Here is a 23443-nt window from a genome sequence, read left to right as displayed (position 1 = left end):
CGTTTTCCGTCCTGTGACACGATCCGAAAGGATCATGCGTCAAATCCTAAGTTCGGGAAACCTGCGCGCTAGACCAGCGCGCAGGGCGGAACCGTCAGCCTCAGCCGAAGGTCTTTGCGAAGGCATCGAGGGCGGCCTTGAGCTTGCCCTTGGTGTCGTCGCTGATCGCCTTGTCGGTGCGGATCGCATCGAGGATCGCCTTGCCCTCGGAGCGGAAGTAACCGAGCACACCCTGCTCGAACTTGCCGACCTGGTTGACTGCGATCTTGTCGAGGTAGCCGTTGACGCCAGCGAAGATCACCACGACCTGCTCTTCCGTCTTCAGCGGCGAGAACTGCGGCTGCTTCAGGAGTTCGGTCAGGCGCGCACCGCGGTTCAGCAGGCGCTGCGTTGCGGCGTCGAGGTCCGAGCCGAACTGGGCGAAGGCTGCCATTTCACGATACTGGGCGAGTTCGCCCTTGATCGAGCCGGCAACCTGCTTCATCGCCTTGATCTGAGCGGACGAACCCACGCGGGAAACCGACAGACCGACGTTAACGGCCGGGCGGATACCCTGGTAGAACAGGTCCGTTTCAAGGAAGATCTGGCCGTCGGTGATCGAGATCACGTTGGTCGGGATGAACGCCGAAACGTCGTTACCCTGGGTTTCGATGACCGGCAGAGCCGTCAGCGAGCCAGCGCCCATGTCGTCGTTGAGCTTTGCAGCGCGCTCGAGGAGACGCGAGTGCAGGTAGAAAACGTCGCCCGGATAGGCTTCGCGGCCCGGCGGGCGGCGCAGCAGCAGCGACATCTGGCGGTAGGAAACGGCCTGCTTGGAAAGGTCGTCGTAACCGATGAGGGCGTGCTTGCCGTTGTCACGGAAGTATTCGCCCATCGCGCAACCGGCGAACGGTGCGAGATACTGCATCGGCGCCGGATCGGAGGCGGTTGCAGCAACGATGATCGAGTACTGCAGAGCGCCACGCTCTTCGAGAACCTTCACGAACTGGGCGACGGTCGAACGCTTCTGGCCGATAGCGACGTAGACGCAGTACAGCTTTTCGCCGTCCGGGCCGTTGTCGTGGATCGCCTTCTGGTTCAGGATCGCGTCGAGGATGATCGCGGTCTTGCCGGTCTGGCGGTCGCCGATGACCAGCTCGCGCTGGCCGCGGCCGACCGGGATGAGGGCGTCGATGGCCTTGAGGCCGGTCGACATCGGCTCATGCACCGACTTGCGCGGGATGATGCCCGGAGCCTTGACGTCAACGCGCGAGCGCTGCTTGGCATTGATCGGGCCCTTGCCGTCGATCGGGTTGCCGAGCGCGTCAACGACGCGGCCGAGCAGCTCCGGACCAACCGGCACGTCCACGATGGCGCCCGTCCGCTTGACGGTGTCGCCTTCCTTGATGTCACGGTCCGAACCGAAAATAACGACACCGACGTTGTCGCTTTCGAGGTTCAGCGCCATGCCACGGATGCCACCGGGGAACTCCACCATTTCGCCGGCCTGGACGTTGTCGAGGCCGTAAACGCGAGCGATGCCGTCACCGACGGAGAGCACCTGGCCGACTTCCGAGACTTCCGCCTCTTTGCCGAAGTTTTTGATCTGATCTTTGAGAATTGCGGAAATTTCCGCGGCGCGGATATCCATCAGCCGACCTCTTTCAGTGCAAGCTTAAGAGTAGAGAGTTTGGTGCGAAGGGACGTGTCGATCTGGCGGGATCCCACCTTGACGATCAGGCCACCGAGAATGGACGGGTCGACAGTGACGGCAATCGTCACGTCTTTGCCGGTGACGCCTTTCAGCGCCGCCTTCAATTCTGTTTCCTGCGCTGCGGTCAGCGCATGGGCCGAGGTAACATCGGCCGTGATTTCGCCGCGGGCGCGGGCCGCGATGACGCGGTATGCCTTGATCATGCCCGGGATAGCAAAGAGGCGGCGATTGGACGCAACCACCTTGAGGAAGTTTGCCACGAGACCCGTGATGCCAGCCTTGGCGGCAACGGCGGCGATGGCCTTGGTCTGTTCTTCGGCGGAGAAGACAGGGCTGACGATCAGCCGCTTGAGGTCATCGCTCTCGTCGATCATCGCCTGGAAACGGGCAAGATCGGCACCGACACTGTCAGCCGAACCGGCTTCCTGTGCGAGGTCAAAAAGCGAAGACGCGTATCTTTCTGCAACACCGGAAACGAGCTGGGATGTGTCTGCCACGGGCACAAGCTTCTCTTCTTATCATCCAGATCGAGGGGCGGTAGCGAGGCTACAGTCCTAACCGTCTGAAATCGTTGCTGTAATCTTCAGTTCCCGCAGACTTGGACGCCCGCTTTTTCTGAATTTCGCGGTTCGTCTAGCATAGGAAACCGGGACTCGCAACACACGCGGCGCAGGAATGCGCCATAAGTCGGCCACAGTCGGAGCAAAAGTTCACCGCGCGGACTATGTTCAGGCGCTGGCGGAGCGGAAAACGCCGTTTTTCGCTCAGAGGAAGCCGAAGGCATAGCCCAGCGGAAGGGCGGCCAGCACCCCCTGCACGACCAGAACGAGAAGATTCTTCGCCGAGAACGAACCGTCCGACATCATCGACAGGATGCGGCCGAACGCCGCGAGCGCAAAGCCGCCGCCGATCGCCATGTAGATCCAGCTTTGCGCCATCAGCAGCGCGACGATTGCCAGACCCGCATAGAAACCGCCCGCCGAGCGGACGAAGGCGAACCCCTCGCGGCTTGTCTCGCGGGGCTGGAGGCCGGCAAGTTTCAGCGCCGTCCCCGGCGCGAAGAGGCCTAACAATCCGAAGAGCACGGTCGCGATGGCCGCTGAGAAGGCCAGGAACTCGCCCGTCTCGGTGGGGATGTAGAATTCCATTTCGGCGTGTCTCCGTCGGTGCTTGTCGAACCTCTATCGCACAGGCACACGAATCGAAGAAGCCGGCCCGCCGAATTCGCACAACTCTTTGTTAACCCTGCCGGTCAGAGGAAACTCTGCGGATCGATGTCGAGCTGCACCTGCAGCGATGCCCGCTCCTTCGGCCCGTTGGCGATCATGGTACGCAGGAATGTCTGCATGTCGCTGTTTCGGCGGCCATGCACCAGCAGGCGAAACCGATGACGGCCGCGCACGAGCGCCAGCGGCGCTTCCGCCGGGCCGAGGATCGAGATGCCATCGACATGCGATGCCGCCTGACGCAGGCCCCGCGCATGGGCCTCCGCCTCGCCACGGGTGTCGGCCGAAACGATGACCGAGGCAAGCCGGCCGAACGGCGGCAGCAGAGCCTTCTCCCGCTCGCCGATCTCGCGGTCATAAAAGGCCTGCGCATCGCCGGAAACAATCGCCTGCATGACGGGATGCAGCGGCTGGTAGGTCTGGATGAGGCCGTGGCTCTTGAGGCCGGTGCGTCCAGCGCGTCCCGTCACTTGGGAGAGCAGCTGGAAGGTGCGCTCCGCCGCCCGCGGGTCGCCATTGGCAAGTCCGAGATCGGCATCCACCACGCCGACCAGCGACATCAGCGGAAAATTGTGCCCCTTGGCGACAAGCTGCGTGCCGATGACGATATCCGCCTCGCCGCGCGCAATGGCTTCCAGCTCCAGCCGCAACCGCTTGACGCCCATCAGGTCGGAAGAAAGCACGATGGTGCGCGCTTCGGGGAAATGCTTCTCCACCTCTTCGGCGATACGTTCGACGCCCGGCCCACAGGCGGCGAGATGATCGAACGTTCCGCATTCCGGGCAGGCTTCCGGTGTGCGCTCGGCATAGCCGCAATGATGGCACTGGATCTGCCCGCGGAACCGGTGCTCCACCAGCCAGCTCGAGCATTGCGGGCACTGGAAGCGATGGCCGCAGACCCGGCAGAGCGTCAGCGGCGCATAACCGCGCCGATTGAGGAAAAGCAACGCCTGCTGCTGCTTCTCGATGGTGCGGGCAATGCCGCGCAGCATGACCGGTGAGAGAAAGCCACCGCGCGCCGGCGGATGACGCCGCATGTCGACGAGATGCAGATCAGGAAGGGCAGCATCGCCATAACGCGTCGGCAAATGCAGTTTTTTATACCGCCCGACATCGCTGTTGACACGGCTTTCGACGGACGGCGTCGCCGAGACAAGCACCGCCGGAAAATCGCCGATGCGCGCCCTGACCACCGCCATGTCGCGCGCATTGTAGAAGACGCGGTCTTCCTGCTTGTAGGCCGGATCGTGCTCCTCATCGACAATGACGAGGCCGAGATTTTCGAAGGGCAGGAACAGCGCCGACCGCGCGCCCGCAACGACCCGAACATCTCCCGTCGTCACCTGCCGCCAGACCTTTTCACGGATGCGCGGGGCGAGGTCGGAATGCCATTCGGCGGGCTTGGCACCGAAACGATCCTGGAACCGCTCCAGAAAACTCGCGGTCAACGCGATTTCCGGCAGCAGGATCAGCACCTGCCTGCCCTGTCGCAAGGTCTCGGCGATCGCCTCGAAATAGACTTCTGTCTTGCCCGACCCGGTAATGCCGTCGATCAGCGAGACGTTGAACCCGCCGGCCTGCACGCTTTCTACCAGCTCCGCAGCGCTGTCCGTCTGCGGCCCTTCGAGCCGCGGCTCGACATAGTCCGGGTCCGGTGCAGCCACGACGGGCGGCGGTGGCAAGAACACGGTCTCGAAGCTGCCCTGCTTCACAAGCCCATCGATAACGCTCGTCGAGGTCCCGGCGGCATGCGCGAGCCCAGACCGGGTCCAGGGAATGCCGTCCTGGACCATTTCCAGCACGCGCTCACGCGCGCTGGTCAGCCGCTCCGGCCGGTGTCCGGTAAAGCGCAGCCCCTCGATCATCGGTTCAGGATCGAATGCGGCCGGCGCACGCAGCGCCATGCGGGCAACGAGGCCGGGCGGCGTCACCGTGTAGGCGGACACCCAGTCGAGAAAATCCCGCATCTCCTTCGAGAGTGGCGGGCAATCGAACACCTTCTCGATGGGCCGCAGCTTCTTCGGATCGAACTTGCCGTCGTTATCGCCATCCCAGACCACACCCGGCACCAGCCGCGGCCCGAGCGGCACCTGCACGATCGAGCCCGGCTCGACCGCCATGCCCTCCGGCACCGTGTAGGAATAGGGCACGGGTGTGGGCACCGGCACCATCACAGGCACCGTGCGCGGAAACAGTTTTTCCCCGAAAAGGTCGATCGAATCGTTATCCATCAGGCGCGAAGATGCCCCCGCCACGCCGGGAAGAAAACCGCAAAGATCGCGATCCTCCCGCTCATTCGTCATCCTCCGCCATTTCGCCGGTCAGCCGCATGCCGTCGATCCAGGTCGCGCCGTCATTGCGCACGACACGTTTGGCGCGCACGCCGCAGCGCGTCTCCACCTCCCGCGCCAGCCGCTCGGAATGGGTGACAATCCACAGCTGGCTCGACTGCGCGGCACGCGCGATCATTTCGGCCAGCGCCGGCAGCATGTCCGGATGCAGGCTTGCCTCCGGCTCGTTGAGCGCGATCAGCGGCGGTGTACGGTAGGAGAGCAGTGCCGCCGCCAGCGCCAGGAAGCGGATCTGCCCGTCGGAAAGTTCGCGTGGCTGGAAGACGCGCTGCGGAAACTGCGGGAAGACCAGCCCATAGGACGCGAACTCCTCCGGCTCCGGCACGGAAAGCTGCGCGCCGCCAAAGGCAGCCGCCACCGCCCGGTCGAGATCGACCGTGTCGCCCCGCGTCCATTTCAACGTCGCGAAGACCGCCGCCATGTTCGCCCCGTCCTCGTCAAGCAGCGGCGCGGTGACGGCAAGGCACGGTTGGCGCAGCGCCGAATCCCGATCGGAGCGAAAGCCGTGGAAGAAGCGCCATTGCGAGACGGCGCGCCGAAACGTCCCGACCTCCGGATAATGACCGGCGTCGCCAAGCAATGCCACGGCGGTCTCCGAGGCCAGCGCCTGCTCCGGATGTTCGGCCATGCGGCCGGCCTCGTTGCGCACCATGATGCCGGGTCCCGCCCGTTTCATCATCGTCACCGGCCGGCGGCCGGTCTCGATCGACAATTCCTCGACCTTGACCTGCGGCTCGAAGGCGAAGCCGGCGGCTGCCGGTGGTCGCAACCCCGCTTCGATCCGGTAGCGGAAGGTGATCGCACGATCCTCGTCGAGCAGTTCAGCTTCCAGGCGAATGCGCACCGGCTCGTTCGGCCGCCGCTTGCCCGTCCAGAGCGCCGAGCCCATGCCGCCCTCCGCCGCGATCTCCTGGGCGAACGTGCCGCGCACCGCGGCCTGCACCAGTTGCAGCGACCGGTAGAGGTTGGATTTCCCTGCCCCGTTCTCGCCGACGAACAGGTTCACTCGCCCGAGATCCATGCGGATTGTGCGCAGCGAGCGGTAATTTTCGGCGGACATGGAACGCAGCAGCATGAAACGGATCCAAATTCGAAACGATGGCGCTCTCTATACAAGCCACCATGTCTAGAGGAAGGCAGGCCGACTTGCCCAGCCCTCGCACCGACCATTAGCAAATCCCTAACGCAAATCACCCATCCTGCCGCAAACGGCGGATCGCCTCCGACGATCCCATTTTTGGTTTGCGCACATTCCGACGCAAGACCGCTCAAGCATTTTGCCGGAATTGCGCCAGGGGCAGGACATGAACGAACTTCTCATCATCGCCGACCCGACGCTGATGGCCGAGCGGCAGGGCTGGCTGGCCGCACTTGCCGACGAGCGCCGGCTCTCCGGCAACACGCTCGACGCCTATGAGCGCGACACCCGCCAGTTCCTCGCCTTCCTCACCGGGCATCTCGCCGCCCCGGCCCGCCTCAAGGATATCGACAACCTTCGGCCGGCGGACCTGCGCGGTTTCCTCGCCTCCCGTCGCCGCGATGGAGCCGGTGCCCGCACGCTCGGCCGCGGCCTCGCCGGCCTGCGCTCGTTCCTGCGGCACCTGGAGCGCAAGGGCCTCGCCAATGCCGCCGGCGCCTCCGCCGTGCGTTCGCCGAAACAGCCGAAGTCGCTGCCGAAACCACTGTCCGATCGCCAGGCCATCGCCGTCGTCGATGCGCACGAGCAACTGGCCGACGAACCGTGGATCCGCATGCGCAACGCCGCGGTGCTGACACTGCTCTACGGCTGCGGCCTGCGCATCTCCGAAGCACTTTCGCTCACTCCGGCTGATTTTGCCGGCACGCCCACGTCGCTGCGCATCACCGGCAAGGGTGACAAGATGCGCATCGTGCCGCTGATCGCACCGGCGCTGACCGGCGTTCAGGATTACGTCAAACTCTGCCCCATCCCGCTGTCCGACGACAGGCCACTCTTCCGTGGTGCGCGCGGCGGGCCGTTGCAGCCGGCCATCATCCAGCGCGAGATGCAGAAGATGCGCGGTGCGCTCGGCCTTCCCGACAGCGCCACGCCCCATGCACTGCGCCATTCCTTCGCCACGCACCTTCTTGCCGGCGGCGGGGACCTGCGCACCATCCAGGAATTGCTAGGCCATGCCAGCCTCTCGACGACGCAGGTCTATACCGGCGTCGATTCGGCCCGGCTTCTCGAAATCTACGACCGCGCCCACCCCCGCGCCTGACGTTCGTTAAGAGATTATGAGGGCGAGGCCGCTAGGGTCGCCAAAAATGACAGGGAATCGACCATGATCGCCACACTTCAGAAAAGCCGCACTGCCATCGCCGACCGCCTGGCGGATGCCGGCCTCTGGATGATGGCAGCGCTTCATGTGCTGGTCGCCCTCTCCTTCCTCGTCGTTCTGGCGACGCTCTCTCCCGCCAACGCACAGGAACCACCGGTCTGCGGCGGCGATAACCTGCTGGTGAAATACGAAAAGGACGACCCGGCGGGCTTTGCCAAGCTGCGCGCCGAGGCCGACGCCGTGCCGAACGGCAAGGGCATCTTCTGGAAGATCGAGAAGGATGGCAGGCCCCCCTCCTGGCTGCTCGGCACCATGCATGTGACGGACCCGCGCGTGCTCGCCATGCCGGAGGCCGCACGCACCGCCTATGCCGATGCCACGACCATCGTCGTCGAATCGGACGAAATCGCCGACGAGAAGAAGGCGGCGGCGGCGATCATGACCCGCCCCGACCTCACCATGTTCACGGATGGCAAATCCATCACCGACTTCCTCGACAAGGACGGTGAGGACAAGCTGGCGGAGGGCCTCAAGACCCGCGGCCTGTCGCTCGCCGCCGTCGGCCGCATGAAGCCGTGGATGATCATGAGCTTCGTGGCACTTCCCGCCTGCGAAGTCGCCCGCAAGACATCCGGCATTGCCTTCCTCGATCAGCGCCTCGCCAGGGATGCGCTTGCCGATGGCAAGACGCTGAAGGGTCTCGAAACCCTGATCGAGCAGATTTCGGCGCTCGATTCGCTGCCGATCGAGCCGCAGGTGGAAGGCCTCGTCCAGACGCTGGCGCTCGGCGACACGCTGAAGGACGTCATCGAAACGATGAGCCAACTCTATCTCGCCGGCGATACCGGCATGATCATGCCGATGATGCGCGCCGCCGCCCCCCAGACGGACGACGACAAGGCCGCCTATGCCGATTTCGAGCAGCGCATCATCATCGACCGCAACCACACCATGGCGGAGCGCGCAGCCCCCATCCTGGCCAACGGCAATGTCTTCATCGCCGTCGGCAGCCTGCATCTTCCGGGCGCGGAAGGCGTCGTGGAACTGCTGCGTAAGCAGGGTTTTACCGTCACGGCGGTGAACTAAGCCTCACCTCTGGACGACCCGGCGGCCGATGCCGGACAGCATCGTGCGAACGATCAGCTTGTGGAACGGCATGACGGCTGCAAGATAAAGCCTGCCAAGCAGGTTGTTGCGGTGCACGAGCGTCATCACGCTCAAGGTCTGGCCGCTCGGTCGGTCCTGCCGGATATCGATGACGATGCGGAAGTCCAGATGCCGGTCGTCGAAGCCGAGCACGACGCGGTCGTCGCTCGCGCTCACCACCGGAAAGCCACCGATCTCCGTCTCCGATGTCTTCACCTGCTCCGCCGCCCCCTTCAGCCCGAAGGGCGCGACCAAGGCGTTGCGCAGCACCATGAGCCTGCGTACCCAACCCGGCGGGTGCTCCAGCGCCAGCCGGGCCGCCTCCCGCGCCGTGAGGTTGTCGACGGGCAAGCCAAGCGTAAAACGATCCGCCCAGTCAGCAGATGGAAGAAGTGGATGCGGGAGCGAGACGGGTCTCGATACGGGGGACATGAAGGCCATCCTTTGTGGCTTTCATGGTGCCCCCGTTCGGCAGGCGAGGACAGGCGGCCGGTTGTCGCAGCCGCCTGAGGCGATCACATATGGATCGGCTTGAAGAAGGTTGCGAGCGCTGCTTCCTTGACGGCTTCCGACATGGTCGGGTGCGCGTGGCAGGTGCGGCCGAGGTCTTCCGACGAGCCGCCGAACTCCATCAGCACAGCCGCCTCGTGGATCATCTCGCCGGCGCCGAAGCCGACAATGTGCACGCCGAGCACGCGATCGGTGTCCTTGTCAGCCAGAACCTTAACGAAGCCGTCGGTCGCCAGCATGGCGCGGGCGCGGCCGTTTGCCGTGAACGGGAACTTGCCGGCCTTGTAGGCGATGCCCGCGGCCTTCAGTTCCTCTTCCGTCTTGCCGACGGAGGCGACTTCCGGCTGGGTGTAGACGACGCCCGGGATGACGTCATAGTTCACGTGGCCCGCCTGGCCGGCGAGGATTTCGGCAACGGCAACACCCTCGTCTTCCGCCTTGTGGGCGAGCATCGGGCCGCGCACCACGTCACCCAGCGCATAGATGCCGGCAACGTTGGTCTGGAAGTGGTTGTCGATCTCGACGCGGCCGCGGTTGTCGAGCACGACACCGGCTTCCTTGAGGCCGAGGCCTTCGGTGTAGGGCTTGCGGCCGGTGGCGATCAGCACGACGTCTGCTTCGATCGTCACGGCATCGCCGCCCTTGACCGGCTCGAACGTCACCTTGGCGCCCGAACCCGCCTTCTCCACACCCGTCACCTTGGCGCCGAGCTTGAACTCCATGCCCTGCTTGGCGAGCATGCGCTGGAACTGCTTGGAGACGTCGCCGTCCATGCCGCCGAGGATCGTGTCGAGATATTCGACCACCGTCACCTTGGCACCGAGGCGCGCCCAGACCGAGCCGAGTTCGAGGCCGATCACGCCACCGCCGACGACGATGAGATGACCCGGCACCTTCTCCAGCGCGATACCGCCGGTGGAGGAGACGATGATCGTCTCGTCGATATCGACCGGGACGCCCGGAATGCCGGCGACATCAGAGCCCGTCGCGATGACGATGTTCTTCGTCTCCAGAACCTGCTCTTCGCCCTTGTCGTTGGTGACGGAGACCTTGCCCGCGCCCAGCACCTTGCCGGTTCCCTGGATGCCGTCGATCTTGTTCTTCTTGAACAGGAAGGCGACGCCGTCGACGTTCGACTTCACGGTCGCATCCTTGTGCGCCATCATCTTCGGCAGGTTGAGGGTCGGCTTCACGCCATCAATGCCGAGCGCTTCCATGCCATGGGCGGCGTGGCTGTAGGTTTCGGAGGCGTGCAGCAGCGCCTTCGACGGAATGCAGCCGACATTGAGGCAGGTGCCGCCGTAGGTCGCGCGCTTTTCGACGACCGCGACCTTCAGGCCGAGCTGGGCCGACTTGATGGCGCAGACATAGCCGCCGGGGCCGGAACCGATAACGATGAGATCATATGCCATGACAGTCCTTCCTGCGCGGGGGCCTAGCGGCCGCCGCTGACGTTGAGGGCGGCACCCGTCACATAGGATGCCGCATCGGAGAGAAGATAGAGAATCGAATGGGCGACTTCATCGGCCGTGCCCGGCCGCTGCATCGGAATGAGCGCCGCCATGTCGCGCGCCCGCTCCGGCAGGCCGCCGGAAGCGTGGATGTCGGTGTCGATGATGCCGGGGCGCACGAGATTGACGCGAATGCCTTCCGTGGCGACCTCACGGGCAAGCCCGATGGTAAAGCTCTCGATCGCGCCCTTGCTCGCGGCATAATCGATATATTGCCCGGCCGAGCCGAGCTGGGCCGCGACCGAGGAGATGTTGACGATCGAGCCGCCCTTGCCGCCGTGGCGCGTCGACATGCGACGCACGGCTTCCTGCGCGCAGCGGATCGAGCCCATGACATTGACCGAAAACATGCGCTCCAGCCGCTCGGCGGACATCTCGTCGAGACGCTGCGGCGAGGCGACGATGCCGGCATTGTTGACCAGCCCGTCGAGCCGGCCGAACGTGCCGTCGATCGCCGAAAAGATCGAGGCGAGGCCGAGCTCACTGCCGACATCGCCCTGAACGGCAATCGCCGAGCCGCCCAGCGCATGGATCTGCGCGACGACAGCCTCGGCCGCGTCGAGGTTGGAGACGTAGTTCACCGCGACCTGCCAGCCGGCAGCGCCTGCCATGCGGCAGACACTCGCGCCGATGCCACGGCTGCCGCCGGTGACGAGAAGAACGGGCGCTTCCGTCATGCGGCGCATCCCTTCCGCTTGAACACGTCCCACGGCGCGACCTTGGCCTTGCCCTCGTCCCACAGCGTCGAATAGCGCAGCGACGGCCCGAAGCCGGCCAGCAGCAGCGTTTCGGCTGCCTTGGCGCCTTCCTCCGGCAGGACGGCTGCATCACCGGCGCCGTCGAGCACGTAGACCACGCCCTCCCAGACGGTGCAGGCGGCGATCTCCTCGCCGGTCACGTCGCCTTCCGGGCAATTGTGCATGACCATGCCGTTGGAACGGACCGGGTCGTCACCGGGCATGACGATGCCGTCGAGAACGGTCTTGCTCGAAAGAACCTTCAGCTTGAAGTGATGGCTGGTTGCCGCGGCACTCGACCCGACCGGCTCGAAGGTCAACTCATAGCCCCCGTCGCGATCCGCATAGATCGCGCGGTCCTGCCGGCACTCCGCCGCGGAGGCGGCGGTCGCGGCAACGAGACCGAGGAAAACGAGGGCGGTGCGCATGGCTCAGTGGGCCTTTTCCGTGGCGAGCTTGATGCCGAGCGCGATGAAGACGAGACCGCTGGCCCGGTCGATCCACTGGCTGGCACGGGAAAACGCCGCCCGCATGCGCGGCGTCGTCATGAACAGCGAGACGCCGACAAACCAGGCGATCAGGCAAGACGCCATGACGAGGCCATAGCCGAACTTGATGGCGATCGGCGTGTGGGCGCTGACGACGGTCGAAAAGATCGACAGGAAGAAGAAGACCGGCTTGGGGTTCAGCGCATTGGCGAGGAAGCCGAGGCCGAAGGCGCGCAGCGCCGACTGCTCGCCCTTGCCGTCCTCGTTGCCCTTCACCGCCTCGACGGACATGTCCGTCTTGCCGGCACGCAAGGCCTTGATACCGATATAGATCAGGTAGGCGACACCGCACCATTTGACGATGTTGAAGAGGTAGATCGACTGGGAAATGATGAGGCCGAGGCCGAGGATCGTATAGGTGACGTGGAACATCAGCGAGGTGCCGACGCCGAAGGACGTGATGATCGCCGAACGGCGCCCATGCACGATCGACTGGCGCATGACCATGGCAAGGTCGGCACCGGGCGAGACGATGGCAAAGGAGAAGATCGCCATCAGTGAGGCGAGTTCCAGAAAATAGCTGCTCATGTTGACTCCAGCAGTGAATGTCACGCCACGTTTCCTAGAGAACGATCACACCCGCCATGATCGCAAGCCCCGCCAGCGCGACGAGCCAGACGATCGAACGGATATAGGGAATGCCTGCAAGATAGAGCGGGATATAGGCGAGCCGGGCAACAAACCACAGCCACGCCCCGATGAGGCCCCAGCCCGACGCGTCCCCCGCGATGGCGAGTGCCAGCGCAAGGGCGACGAAGGCAGGGTAGGTTTCCCGATAGTTCGCTGACGCGCGGGCGGCGCGTCCGGCAAGTTTGCCCGCCGGCTCCCGCGCGTCGTCGCGCGGGCCGGCGTTCCAGGTGGAGCCGAGCTCCTTCGTGGCCAGCATGCCCTGGAGCCCGATATGGAAGACGAGCAGCGCCACGCTCAGTGCGAGAAGCACGAGCATCGGCGAAGATGCAGACGCTGCCGCCTCCATAGGGACCTCCCTTACAGATCGAGAACGAGACGTTCCGGATCTTCCAGGCTGTCCTTGACGCGGACCAGGAAGGTAACCGCTTCCTTGCCGTCGACCATGCGGTGGTCATAGGAGAGGGCGAGATACATCATCGGGCGGATGACGATCTGGCCGCCGACGACGACCGGGCGCTCCTGGATCTTGTGCATGCCGAGAATGCCGGACTGCGGAGCGTTGAGGATCGGCGAGGACATCAGCGAACCGTAGACGCCGCCGTTCGAGATGGTGAACGTGCCGCCCTGCATGTCGGCCATGGAGAGCGCGCCGTCACGGGCGAGCTTGCCGAGGCGGCCGATGTCCTTTTCAATCTCGGCAATCGACATCTGGTCGGCATCGCGCACGACCGGAACGACAAGACCCTTGTCCGTGCCGACGGCGACGCCGATGTGGCAGTAGTTCTTGTAGATGATGTCGGTGCCGTCGATCTCGGCGTTGACCGCCGGGAGTTCCTTCAGCGCGTGCGTCACGGCCTTGGTGAAGAAGCCCATGAAGCCGAGTTTTACGCCGTGCTTCTTCTCGAACAGGTCCTTGTAGCGGTTGCGCAGGTCCATCACGGCCGACATGTCCACCTCGTTGTAGGTGGTGAGCATGGCGGCGGTGTTCTGCGCATCCTTGAGGCGCTTGGCGATCGTCTGGCGCAGGCGCGTCATCTTCACGCGCTCTTCGCGCGGCGCATCGGCTTCCGTAGAGGCTACACGAGCGACAACCTTGACCGGTTCCGCGGCGGCGGCAGGGGTTGCCGTGATGCCCTTGGCAACAGCGGCAATGACGTCACCCTTCAGCACCTGGCCACGCTTGCCCGAACCATCGACCTGATCGGCCGAGACGTTGTTTTCGGCAAGCAGCTTTGCAGCGGACGGGGCCGGCGGCATGGAGGATGCAGCAGCGGCAGGCTTGGCTTCAGCAGCCGGAGCGGCAGCGACAGCCTTCTCGGCAGCAGCAGGCGCGCTCGCGCCGGCAGAGGCGCCTGCGGAGATCTGACCAAGCAGCCCGCCGGGCGCAACGGTGTCGCCGGCATTCGCGACGATTTCCGACAGCACGCCTGCGGCCGGTGCGGGCACTTCGATCGTCACCTTGTCGGTTTCGAGCTCACAGAGCGGCTCGTCGGCCTTGATGACGTCGCCGACCTTCTTGAACCAGGTGCCGACGGTGGCTTCGCTGACGGATTCGCCCAAAGTCGGGACGCGGATTTCGGTAGCCATGAGTGTGTTCCGTTCTTGATTTCGTTGTCGCGGGTGCGGGGAACTGGGCGGATCAACCGCCCAGTGCGTCCTCAAGGAAGGCAGCGAGCTGCGCGAGGTGCTTCGACATCAGGCCTGTTGCCGGCGAGGCAGCGGCCGGACGGCCGGTGTAGCGCACGCGCTGGTACTTGGCGTCGATATGGGCAAGCACCCATTCGAGATAGGGGTCGATGAACGCCCAGCCGCCCATGTTCTTGGGCTCTTCCTGGCACCACACCATCTCGGCATTGCGGAAGCGCGACAGCTCGTTGATCAGCGCCTTGGCCGGGAACGGATAGAGCTGTTCCAGGCGCAGCAGGTAGACGTCGTCGATGCCGCGCTTTTCGCGCTCTTCCAGAAGGTCGTAATAGACCTTGCCCGAGCACATCACGACGCGACGGATCTTCGCGTCCTTCTGCAGCTTGATCGGGCCGTCCTTGATGACCTCCGCATCGTCCCACAAGAGGCGGTGGAACGAGCTTTCGCCGGCCATTTCCGACAGCGACGAAACCGCCTTCTTGTGACGAAGCAGCGACTTCGGCGTCATCATGATCAGCGGCTTGCGGAAGTCGCGCTTCACCTGACGGCGCAGGATGTGGAAGTAGTTCGCCGGCGTCGTGACGTTGGCGACCTGCATGTTGTCTTCGGCGCACATCTGCAGCCAGCGTTCGAGGCGGGCGGAGGAGTGCTCCGGACCCTGGCCCTCATAGCCGTGCGGCAGCAGGCAGACGAGACCCGACATGCGCAGCCACTTGCGTTCGCCCGACGAGATGAACTGGTCGAAGACGACCTGCGCACCGTTGGCAAAGTCGCCGAACTGGGCTTCCCACAGCGTCAGCGCGTTCGGACGGGCCAGCGAATAGCCATATTCGAAACCGAGCACGGCCTCTTCCGAGAGCATCGAGTTGATGACCTCGTAGCGGGCCTGGGTCGGTGCGAGGTTGGCGAGCGGTATGTAGCGGTCTTCGGTCTCCTGATCGTAGAGCACCGAATGGCGCTGCGAGAAGGTGCCGCGTTCGCAATCCTGACCGGACAGGCGGATCTTCGTGCCCTCGACGCAGAGCGTACCGAAAGCGAGCGCCTCGGCCATCGCCCAGTCGATACCCTCGCCCGTCTCGACCATCTGCATGCGGTTGTCCATGAACCGCTGGATGGTCTTGTGGGCGCGGAAACCTTCCGGGATGGTCGAGATCTTACGCCCGATTTCCTTCAGCTGCTTCATCGGCACGGAGGTCTTGCCGCGACGCTGTTCGTCCTGATTGTCGGCCGAGCGCAGGCCCGACCAGACGCCGTCCAGCCAGTCGGCCTTGTTCGGCTTGTAGGACTGGCCGATCTCGAACTCCTGTTCGAGGTTGGCGCGCCAGTCGGCCTTCATCTTCTCGAATTCGCCCTCGCTGATCACGCCCTCGGCAATGAGGCGCGCGGCATAGATGTTGACCACGGTCTTGTGGGCGCGGATCGCCTTGTACATCTTCGGCTGCGTGAACGCCGGCTCGTCGCCTTCGTTGTGGCCGAAGCGACGGTAGCAGAACATGTCGATGACGACCGGCTTGTGGAACTTCATCCGGAATTCGGTGGCGATCTTCGCAGCGTAGACAACCGCTTCCGGATCGTCGCCGTTGATGTGGAAGATCGGCGCCTCGATCATCTTGGCGACGTCCGACGGATAGGGCGAGGAGCGCGAAAACGCCGGATTGGTGGTGAAGCCGATCTGGTTGTTGATGATCACGTGCACCGTGCCGGCAACGCGATGGCCGCGCAGGCCCGACAGGCCGAGGATTTCAGCCGTAACACCCTGGCCGGCAAAGGCCGCATCGCCGTGCAGCAGCAGCGGCATGACCTGCGCCCGCTCGGACAACGGAATGATGTCGCCCTCGAAGACCTTCGCCATCTGGTCCTGCTTGGCGCGCGCCTTGCCCATGACGACCGGGTTGACGATTTCGAGATGCGAGGGGTTGGCGGTCAGTGACAGATGCACCTTGTTGCCGTCGAACTCGCGGTCCGAGGAAGCGCCGAGATGGTACTTCACGTCGCCGGAGCCTTCCACTTCGTCCGGGGCGTAGGAGCCGCCCTTGAACTCGTGGAAGACGGCGCGGTGGGGCTTGGCCATCACGTTCGTCAGAACGTTGAGGCGGCCGCGATGCGCCATGCCGAGCACGATTTCCTTGAGGCCGAGCTGGCCGCCGCGCTTGATGATCTGCTCAAGTGCCGGGATCAGCGATTCGCCGCCGTCGAGGCCGAAGCGCTTGGTGCCCTTGTACTTGACGTCGATGAACTGCTCGAAACCTTCCGACTCGATCAGCTTCTGCAGGATCGCCTTCTTGCCTTCCGGCGTGAAGTCGACGCCCTTGTCCGGGCCTTCGATGCGTTCCTGGATCCAGCCCTTCTCTTCCGGGTTGGAGATGTGCATGAACTCGACGCCGATCGTCGAGCAATAGGTGCGCTCGAGGATTTCGACCATTTCGCGAATGCTCGCGTATTCGAGGCCGAGCACGTTGTCGATGAAGATCTTGCGGTCGAGGTCGGCATCGGTGAAGCCGTAGTTCGACGGCGACAGCTCGTGATAGTCCTCGACGGGTGCGGCAATGCCGAGCGGGTCGAGCTTCGCGTGCAGGTGGCCGCGGGCGCGGTAGGCGCGGATCATCATGATGGCGCGCACGCTGTCGCGCGTCGCCTGGTTGATGTCGGCCTGGTTGATGGGCGCACCGGTCTTGACGGCAACGGCTTCCGCCTTGGCCTGGACCTTCTTCTCAAGCACCTTCTCGACGACGCCCCAGTTGCCGTCGAGCGCCGAGACGAGTTCGCCATTGGCGACGATGGGCCAGTTCGTCCGCTGCCACGAGGCGCCCTTGGCGGCCTTCACAATGTCAGAGGGCTGGTCTTCGAGGGCCTTGAAGAAGGCCTGCCACTCTTCGCCGACGGAAGCGGGGTTCGCCTCATACTTCGCATAGAGCTGTTCGATATAGGCTGCGTTCGCGCCGTCGAGGAAGGACGTGGCGAGAAATTGTTCGTTGGCGTCTAGTCGTGCCATGGTATTTCGCGGGCGTAGCACCCGCCTCCCGAACGATCGTGTTGACCGGGCTTTTCCCGGTTTGCCACCCGTCGCGTGCCTGTCCGCACCGCGCCGGGAAGTGACGGACCGGCCGGCATTTTCAGCCGGCCCATCCAGTTCTGATGTCTCAGCCCTTCAGGACTTCGACGAGGGTCTTGCCGAGACGTGCCGGCGACGGCGAGACGCGGATGCCCGCGGCTTCCATCGCGGAAATCTTGGATTCCGCATCGCCCTTGCCGCCGGAAACGACAGCGCCGGCGTGGCCCATGGTGCGGCCCTTCGGCGCAGTACGGCCCGCGATGAAGCCGGCCATCGGCTTCTTGCGACCCTTCTTGGCTTCGTCGATGAGGAACTGCGCCGCATCTTCTTCAGCCGAACCGCCGATTTCGCCGATCATGATGATGGAGGTCGTGGCGTCGTCCGCCAGGAACATCTCCAGCACGTCGATGAATTCGGTGCCCTTGACCGGGTCGCCGCCGATGCCGACAGCCGTCGTCTGGCCGAGGCCTTCGTTGGAAGTCTGAAAGACGGCTTCATAGGTCAGCGTGCCGGAGCGCGAGACGATGCCGACCGAACCCTTGCGGAAGATCGAGCCTGGCATGATGCCGATCTTGCATTCTTCCGGCGTCAGGATGCCCGGGCAGTTCGGGCCAAGCAGGCGCGAGGAGGAGCGGTCGAGGCGGGCCTTGACGCGCACCATGTCGGCAACCGGGATGCCTTCGGTGATACAGGTGATGAACGGGATTTCCGCTTCGATCGCCTCGATGATGGCGTCCGCAGCACCTGCCGGCGGAACGTAGATCACGGAAGCGTCCGCGCCGGTCTTTTCCTTGGCTTCGGCAACCGAGGCAAAGATCGGCAGGCTTTCGCCCTTCGAGCCGGTCCAGGTTTCGCCGCCCTTCTTCGGGTGGATACCGCCGACCATCTGCGTGCCGTAATAGGCGAGCGCCTGCTCGGTGTGGAAGGTACCGGTCTTGCCGGTCAGGCCCTGAACGAGGACCTTGGTGTTCTTGTTGACGAGAATCGACATGAGGTCAGGTCCTTCAATTAGCCGTTGATCGCGGCAACGATCTTCTTGGCAGCATCGTCCAGATCGTCGGCGGCGGTGATCGCCAGGCCCGATTCGTTCAGGATCTTCTTGCCAAGTTCGACATTCGTGCCTTCGAGACGAACGACCAGCGGAACCTTGAGGCCCACTTCCTGCACGGCCGCGACGACGCCTTCAGCGATGACATCGCACTTCATGATGCCGCCGAAGATGTTGACGAGGATACCCTCGACCTTCGGGTCGGCCGTGATGATCTTGAAGGCCGCAGCGACCTTCTCCTTGCCGGCGCCGCCGCCGACGTCGCAGAAGTTCGCCGGCTCCTTGCCGTACAGCTTGATGATGTCCATCGTCGCCATGGCGAGCCCGGCACCGTTGACCATACAGCCGATGTTGCCGTCGAGCGCCACATAGGCGAGATCCCACTTGGAGGCCTCGATTTCCTTGGCGTCTTCTTCGGTTTCGTCGCGCAGCGCCTTGATGTCGTCGTGGCGGAACAGCGCGTTGCCGTCGAACGAGACCTTGGCGTCGAGAACGCGCATGCGGCCGTTCTTCATGACGATCAGCGGGTTGATCTCGAGCAGGCTCATGTCCTTCTCGACAAAGGCCTTGTAGAGGATCGGGAAGAGCTTTTCGGCGTCAGCCTTGGCTTCGCCTTCAAGCTTCAGGGCCGAGGTGAGCTTCGCCAGGTCGTCGGCGGTGACGCCGGCTTCCGGGTTGATCGCGACGGTGAGGATCTTTTCCGGCGTGTCGTGGGCGACGGCCTCGATGTCCATGCCGCCTTCGGTCGAAACGACGAAGGCAACCTGGCCGACGGAGCGGTCGACGAGCAGCGACAGGTAAAGTTCACGGTCGATGTCGGCGCCGTCCTCGATATAGAGGCGGTTCACCTGCTTGCCGGCGGGACCGGTCTGCGCGGTGACCAGCGTGTTGCCGAGCATGTCCTTGGCGTGAGCCTTGGCTTCCTCGATCGAGAAGGCGAGGCGCACACCACCCTTGGCGTCGGGGCCGAGTTCCTTGAACTTGCCCTTGCCGCGGCCACCGGCGTGAATCTGGCTCTTGACCACGTAGAGCGGACCGGGAAGCGACTTCGCAGCCGCTTCCGCCTCGTCGGCGGAGAAGATGGCAACGCCTTCGGCGACCGGAGCACCAAAGCTCTTCAGCAGAGCCTTGCCCTGATATTCATGAATGTTCATAGGGGATTCCTATCCTGATACCGGATTACTTCAGCGAAGGCGCGATGTTGATGCAGGCTTCGCAAAGACCCGCAACGGCACCGACCGACTTCTCGAAAGCTTCCTGTTCGGCCTTGTTGAACTCGACTTCGATGATGCGCTCGACACCACCTTCGCCGATGATGGTGGGCACGCCGACATACATGTCCTTCACGCCGTACTGGCCGGAAAGGTAGGCCGCGCAGGGCAGGACACGCTTCTTGTCCTTGAGGAAGGATTCGGCCATTTCGATCGCCGAAGCGGCAGGCGCGTAGTAGGCCGAGCCGGTCTTGAGCAGGCCGACGATTTCAGCGCCGCCGTCACGGGTGCGCTGGATGATTTCTTCGAGGCGTTCCTTGGTGACCCAGCCCATCTTGACGAGGTCGGTCAGCGGAATGCCGCCGACGGTCGAGTAGCGGGCGAGCGGCACCATCGTGTCGCCGTGGCCGCCGAGAACGAAGGCGGTGACGTCCTGGACGGAAACCTTGAATTCTTCGGAAAGGAAGTGGCGGAAGCGGGCACTATCCAGCACGCCGGCCATGCCGACGACCATGTTCTTCGGCAGGCCGGAGAACTTCTGCAGCGCCCAGACCATCGCGTCGAGCGGGTTGGTGATGCAGATGACGAAGGCGTTCGGGGCATACTTCTTGATGCCGGCGCCGACCTGTTCCATGACCTTGAGGTTGATGCCGAGCAGGTCGTCGCGGCTCATGCCGGGCTTGCGGGCAACACCGGCGGTGACGATGCAGACATCCGCGCCTTCGATGGCCGCGTAGTCGCTTGCACCTGTCAGCGAGGCGTTAAAACCTTCGACCGGCGCGGACTGGGCGATGTCGAGGCCCTTACCCTGCGGAATGCCGTCGGCGATGTCGAAGAGGACGATGTCGCCCAGTTCCTTCAGGCTGGCGAGATGCGCCAGCGTGCCACCGATCATTCCAGAACCAATAAGTGCGATCTTCTTGCGGGCCATGAAAGCTTCCTCTTGCTCCGATCAACAGGTCCCGAATGTCGCAATTGCAGGACCTTTCGGCGCAAGGGCTTACGCCCCTCCCGTTAAAAATTCAATACATACTTTTGGAGTGAGGCTTTTCAATCGGTTAGATGTAAAAACTCTTACGTAAACGTAAGAATTACCGTCACGCTTCCGTCACGTGACTGGTGTAACGGGCCTTATGGTCGGCCAGATACTCGGTGCTGCGGATCTCGATGAGGCGCGATACCGTGCGGTCGAACTCGAAGCCTTCCGTACCCTTTCGGGTTACAAGCAGGCTCTCCGGTGCCGCCGCAGCCGAAGCGAAGAGCCGCGCGCGATGATCGTAGATCGTATCGACGAGGTTGATGAAGCGCTTCGTCTCGTTGCGCTTTTCCGCCCCGAGCAAAGGCACATGATCGACGAACAGCGTGTCGTAATGCGCGAGGATTTCCAGATAGTCGGCCGCGCCCAGCGGCCGCTCGCAGAGATCGGCGAAGGAAAAACGCGCAATGCGGCCTGCCGCCTGCGGCACGGCAATTTTTCTGCCCCGGAAGGAAATCGTCTCGGATGTGACCGCCCTGCCCGCCGTCTCGCGCCGCCACGCCGCATCCATCGCCATATCGGCTTCGACGCTCAGCGGATAGCGAAAGACCGGCAGACCGCTGTCCTTCTCCAGCCGGTAATCCGTCAGGGAATCGAGCGGCACGATCTCGACATACTGCTTGAGGAGATCGACAAACGGCAGGAAAAGGCTGCGGTTGAGGCCGTCCCGATAAAGATTGTCCGGCTCGACATTCGACGTCGCGACCAGAATGCAGCCGCGCCGGAACAGTTCGCCGAAGAGACGCGACAGGATCATCGCGTCGGCAATGTCGGTCACGGAAAATTCGTCGAAGCAGAGAAGCCGCGCCTCCTCGATCAGGCTTTCGGCGACCGGCGGCACGGGATCGGCCTGCCTGGTCTCGCCGGCTTTCAGCTTCTGGCGATGTTTGTGGATACGATCGTGCACATCGGCCATGAATTCATGGAAATGCGCCCGGCGCTTGCGCTTCACCCGCGCCTGCTCGAAAAACATGTCCATGAGCATGGTCTTGCCACGCCCGACGCCGCCATGAATGTAGAGCCCCTTGGGCGCACTGACGGTCTCGGGCTTGCGGGAGGCGAAGAGCCAGCCGAGCGCACTCGACTTGCGTGCCGGCCGCTGGGCATGAAGCTCGACAAGCAGGCGGTCGAAACGCGCCGCCATCGCCCTCTGGGCTTGGTCCGGCTTCAACTCACCGCTTGCGACAAGCGCTTCAAGCCGATCCGAAACACCGTGGTCCGGATGCGTCGAACCCCTGTCCCAGTCCTTGCCCATAGGCGGAGGCTACCCGTATCGGAGAGATCTAAAGGGGGATCAGCGCGAGAGGCTGACGGGCTGGCCCGAATTGGTCGTGCCGTTGAAGCGGGCATCCGCCGACTTGTAGAGGCGCGCGATCGCGTTGCCGGCACGGTCCTTCAGCACGACCTGCTTGCCGGCGACTTCCCAGGAGCCCATCGCCGTCAGCTCGCCGGCGCAACCGCGCGTACCGCCGCGCGACCCGCCGCCAAGGTTGGTGAGCGTCAGGAACATGTCGCAGGAGGAGGGGCCGCTTGCCACGCGCCAGTTGCCGACCATGGATTCCTTGGTGACATCGAGCGCCGTCGTTGCCGCCGCATCCACCGCGCCGCCAGCAACGCCGGTGCCGGTCGCCATCGCCGTCTCGGTCGTCGGCTTTGCCGGGAACTGCGAGGTATCGGTAGTGGGGTCCGGAAGCTGGCTCGACTGGACAGTCCCAATCGGCTGGGCTTCCAGCGGCGTGAGGTTCTGCTGCGTATTCACGCTGTCCATCGACGAAGTCCGCTGGCAACCAGCCAGAGCAAGCGCCATCATCAGCCCGCCTGCTACATGTACAATCCGCATGTCGTTACTCCTGCCTTCGTGCGATGCCGTGCATACGCGACAATCATGGCGAATTAGCGTGAATCGTTGGTTTAAATCAAGTGTCGGTGAGCATGTTTCGAGTTCACGGAGTCTGTCACACGTTTACTTTACGCGCAGTAAACTTGCCGACACTCTCTAGGACGACCCGCTAAGAACTTCGGCTCGGTAGAACGCATTCGCCTTTTCTTTTCGCCAGTCGACGTCAGGTGCAGTTTTTAGTACCTGCTTATCCATGTCGGCGAAGCGAGCGTGGGTCTCCGCTACAAAGGCCCGCAAGGCCGGATGTGGCACGCCCTCACCCATCTCCCGTGTCCGTTTCTTGGTGTCTATGAGCAGCAAGGTTTCGCGCGTGACCTCATCCGGAAGCGCTACACCCTCCATGCATTCCACCATGTTCATCGGCGGCAGCGACTTGAAATCCCGCGCCGACATCCAGGCAAGCGCGATTGCGGGACGAAGCGCGTAAAGGAATTTCTTCAATCTGGCCGATTCGAGCGGGCCATCGCCGGCGTGCTTTTGCAGAAGCCCTACATAGTGCTTGGCCACCCGCTGCGGCTCGACGATCTCGTCGAGCAGCGCAGACATTCGAGCACGGAAGCCCGCTTCTTCCTCGTAGACCAGCGGCGATTTCAGCCACTCGATGATCACGGCATTGCCCGAAAGGGCGAGAAGAAGTGCCTTGCGAAGATCCCAGCCGCCCGTATCGACGAGACCGACAATCGGAAACTCGATCACGTCTCGCGCCGCATTCAAGCTCAGATGGTCCGTCACCGGCCGCACATAGACGAAGCGGCAATCGTAGTCGCTGTCAGGCGAAGGAAATCCCCAGGCACGACTGCCGCTTTCGATGGCAAAACCAATGCGAATGCCCTGCGCCCGCACGCTGTCCAGACGACGGCGAATCTCTGCGACGATTTCGGGTGCGAAACCGTCCAGCAT

General features: G+C 63.7%; 21 protein-coding genes. 2 read left to right on the top strand and 19 right to left on the bottom strand.

Annotated features, from left to right (window positions below; genetic code table 11):
- Window positions 1-100 precede the first annotated feature (100 nt).
- From atpA to ACT6VE_RS15500, 5 genes are all read right to left on the bottom strand, one after another.
- On the bottom strand, window positions 101-1630 hold the full coding sequence (atpA, locus tag ACT6VE_RS15520; RefSeq protein ID WP_069060780.1) for a F0F1 ATP synthase subunit alpha: 1530 nt from the start codon (window positions 1628-1630) through the stop codon (window positions 101-103).
- Entirely contained in the window at window positions 1630-2196 is a 567-nt protein-coding gene (locus ACT6VE_RS15515) for a F0F1 ATP synthase subunit delta (RefSeq protein WP_444799453.1), read from the bottom strand. Before ACT6VE_RS15515 ends, atpA begins: the two co-directional genes overlap by 1 nt.
- A 261-nt stretch (window positions 2197-2457) precedes the next feature.
- Window positions 2458-2841, bottom strand: a complete 384-nt coding sequence (locus ACT6VE_RS15510; protein WP_444799452.1) for an AGROH133_08824 family phage infection protein — start codon at window positions 2839-2841, stop codon at window positions 2458-2460.
- Window positions 2842-2945: 104 nt separating this feature from the next.
- Window positions 2946-5150 carry a primosomal protein N' gene (locus ACT6VE_RS15505; RefSeq protein ID WP_444799569.1) on the bottom strand — a complete coding sequence of 735 codons (2205 nt, stop codon included), beginning with the start codon at window positions 5148-5150 and terminating at the stop codon, window positions 2946-2948.
- 61 nt (window positions 5151-5211) lie between these two features.
- Window positions 5212-6345 carry an AAA family ATPase gene (locus tag ACT6VE_RS15500; protein WP_444799451.1) on the bottom strand — a complete coding sequence of 378 codons (1134 nt, stop codon included), beginning with the start codon at window positions 6343-6345 and terminating at the stop codon, window positions 5212-5214.
- A 229-nt stretch (window positions 6346-6574) separates the two neighbouring features.
- Here ACT6VE_RS15500 and ACT6VE_RS15495 point away from each other — a divergent pair, with 229 nt between their 5' ends.
- A complete protein-coding gene (locus ACT6VE_RS15495; protein WP_444799450.1) occupies window positions 6575-7510 on the top strand; it encodes a tyrosine recombinase XerC in 936 nt (311 codons plus the stop codon).
- A gap of 63 nt (window positions 7511-7573) precedes the next feature.
- Window positions 7574-8656: a TraB/GumN family protein gene (locus tag ACT6VE_RS15490; protein ID WP_444799449.1), complete on the top strand. Its 1083-nt coding sequence runs from the start codon at window positions 7574-7576 to the stop codon at window positions 8654-8656.
- Between the two features lie 3 nt (window positions 8657-8659).
- Here ACT6VE_RS15490 and ACT6VE_RS15485 read toward each other — a convergent pair whose 3' ends face one another.
- The 14 genes from ACT6VE_RS15485 to ACT6VE_RS15420 all read right to left on the bottom strand — a co-directional run bounded on the left by ACT6VE_RS15485 (window position 8660) and on the right by ACT6VE_RS15420 (window position 23443).
- On the bottom strand, window positions 8660-9148 hold the full coding sequence (locus ACT6VE_RS15485) for a DUF2867 domain-containing protein (RefSeq protein WP_444799448.1): 489 nt from the start codon (window positions 9146-9148) through the stop codon (window positions 8660-8662).
- A gap of 83 nt (window positions 9149-9231) precedes the next feature.
- Window positions 9232-10638: a dihydrolipoyl dehydrogenase gene (gene lpdA, locus ACT6VE_RS15480; protein WP_444799447.1), complete on the bottom strand. Its 1407-nt coding sequence runs from the start codon at window positions 10636-10638 to the stop codon at window positions 9232-9234.
- A gap of 23 nt (window positions 10639-10661) precedes the next feature.
- Window positions 10662-11414, bottom strand: coding sequence for an SDR family oxidoreductase (locus ACT6VE_RS15475; RefSeq protein ID WP_444799446.1), 753 nt, complete (start codon window positions 11412-11414; stop codon window positions 10662-10664).
- Window positions 11411-11902: a hypothetical protein gene (locus ACT6VE_RS15470; protein WP_444799445.1), complete on the bottom strand. Its 492-nt coding sequence runs from the start codon at window positions 11900-11902 to the stop codon at window positions 11411-11413. Before ACT6VE_RS15470 ends, ACT6VE_RS15475 begins: the two co-directional genes overlap by 4 nt.
- Window positions 11903-11905: 3 nt before the next feature.
- Window positions 11906-12550, bottom strand: coding sequence for a LysE family translocator (locus ACT6VE_RS15465; protein ID WP_444799444.1), 645 nt, complete (start codon window positions 12548-12550; stop codon window positions 11906-11908).
- Between the two features lie 34 nt (window positions 12551-12584).
- Complete coding sequence (locus tag ACT6VE_RS15460; RefSeq protein ID WP_444799443.1) at window positions 12585-12998, bottom strand: MAPEG family protein; 414 nt, start codon at window positions 12996-12998, stop codon at window positions 12585-12587.
- A gap of 11 nt (window positions 12999-13009) precedes the next feature.
- Window positions 13010-14239 (bottom strand): 2-oxoglutarate dehydrogenase complex dihydrolipoyllysine-residue succinyltransferase, encoded by a 1230-nt coding sequence (gene odhB, locus ACT6VE_RS15455; protein ID WP_444799442.1) that lies wholly within the window; start codon window positions 14237-14239, stop codon window positions 13010-13012.
- Window positions 14240-14291: 52 nt separating this feature from the next.
- The gene (locus tag ACT6VE_RS15450) at window positions 14292-17288 is read right to left on the bottom strand and encodes a 2-oxoglutarate dehydrogenase E1 component (protein WP_444799441.1); all 2997 of its coding nucleotides are present in this window, start codon (window positions 17286-17288) and stop codon (window positions 14292-14294) included.
- A gap of 148 nt (window positions 17289-17436) precedes the next feature.
- Window positions 17437-18339 carry a succinate--CoA ligase subunit alpha gene (gene sucD, locus ACT6VE_RS15445; protein ID WP_069060768.1) on the bottom strand — a complete coding sequence of 301 codons (903 nt, stop codon included), beginning with the start codon at window positions 18337-18339 and terminating at the stop codon, window positions 17437-17439.
- Between the two features lie 17 nt (window positions 18340-18356).
- On the bottom strand, window positions 18357-19550 hold the full coding sequence (gene sucC / locus ACT6VE_RS15440) for an ADP-forming succinate--CoA ligase subunit beta (protein ID WP_444799440.1): 1194 nt from the start codon (window positions 19548-19550) through the stop codon (window positions 18357-18359).
- Between the two features lie 25 nt (window positions 19551-19575).
- Window positions 19576-20538, bottom strand: coding sequence for a malate dehydrogenase (mdh, locus tag ACT6VE_RS15435; protein WP_444799439.1), 963 nt, complete (start codon window positions 20536-20538; stop codon window positions 19576-19578).
- Between the two features lie 166 nt (window positions 20539-20704).
- Window positions 20705-21898: a cell division protein ZapE gene (zapE, locus tag ACT6VE_RS15430; protein WP_444799438.1), complete on the bottom strand. Its 1194-nt coding sequence runs from the start codon at window positions 21896-21898 to the stop codon at window positions 20705-20707.
- Between the two features lie 39 nt (window positions 21899-21937).
- The gene (locus tag ACT6VE_RS15425; protein WP_444799437.1) at window positions 21938-22483 is read right to left on the bottom strand and encodes a protease inhibitor Inh/omp19 family protein; all 546 of its coding nucleotides are present in this window, start codon (window positions 22481-22483) and stop codon (window positions 21938-21940) included.
- 156 nt (window positions 22484-22639) lie between these two features.
- Window positions 22640-23443: a nucleotidyltransferase domain-containing protein gene (locus ACT6VE_RS15420; RefSeq protein WP_444799436.1), complete on the bottom strand. Its 804-nt coding sequence runs from the start codon at window positions 23441-23443 to the stop codon at window positions 22640-22642.

The sequence above is a fragment of the Shinella sp. genome, assembly GCF_052438155.1.
In the GTDB taxonomy this organism is placed as follows: Bacteria; Pseudomonadota; Alphaproteobacteria; order Rhizobiales; family Rhizobiaceae; genus Shinella.
Note: the sequence above shows the minus strand (reverse complement) of the source record. Positions and strands in the feature narration are given on the sequence as shown.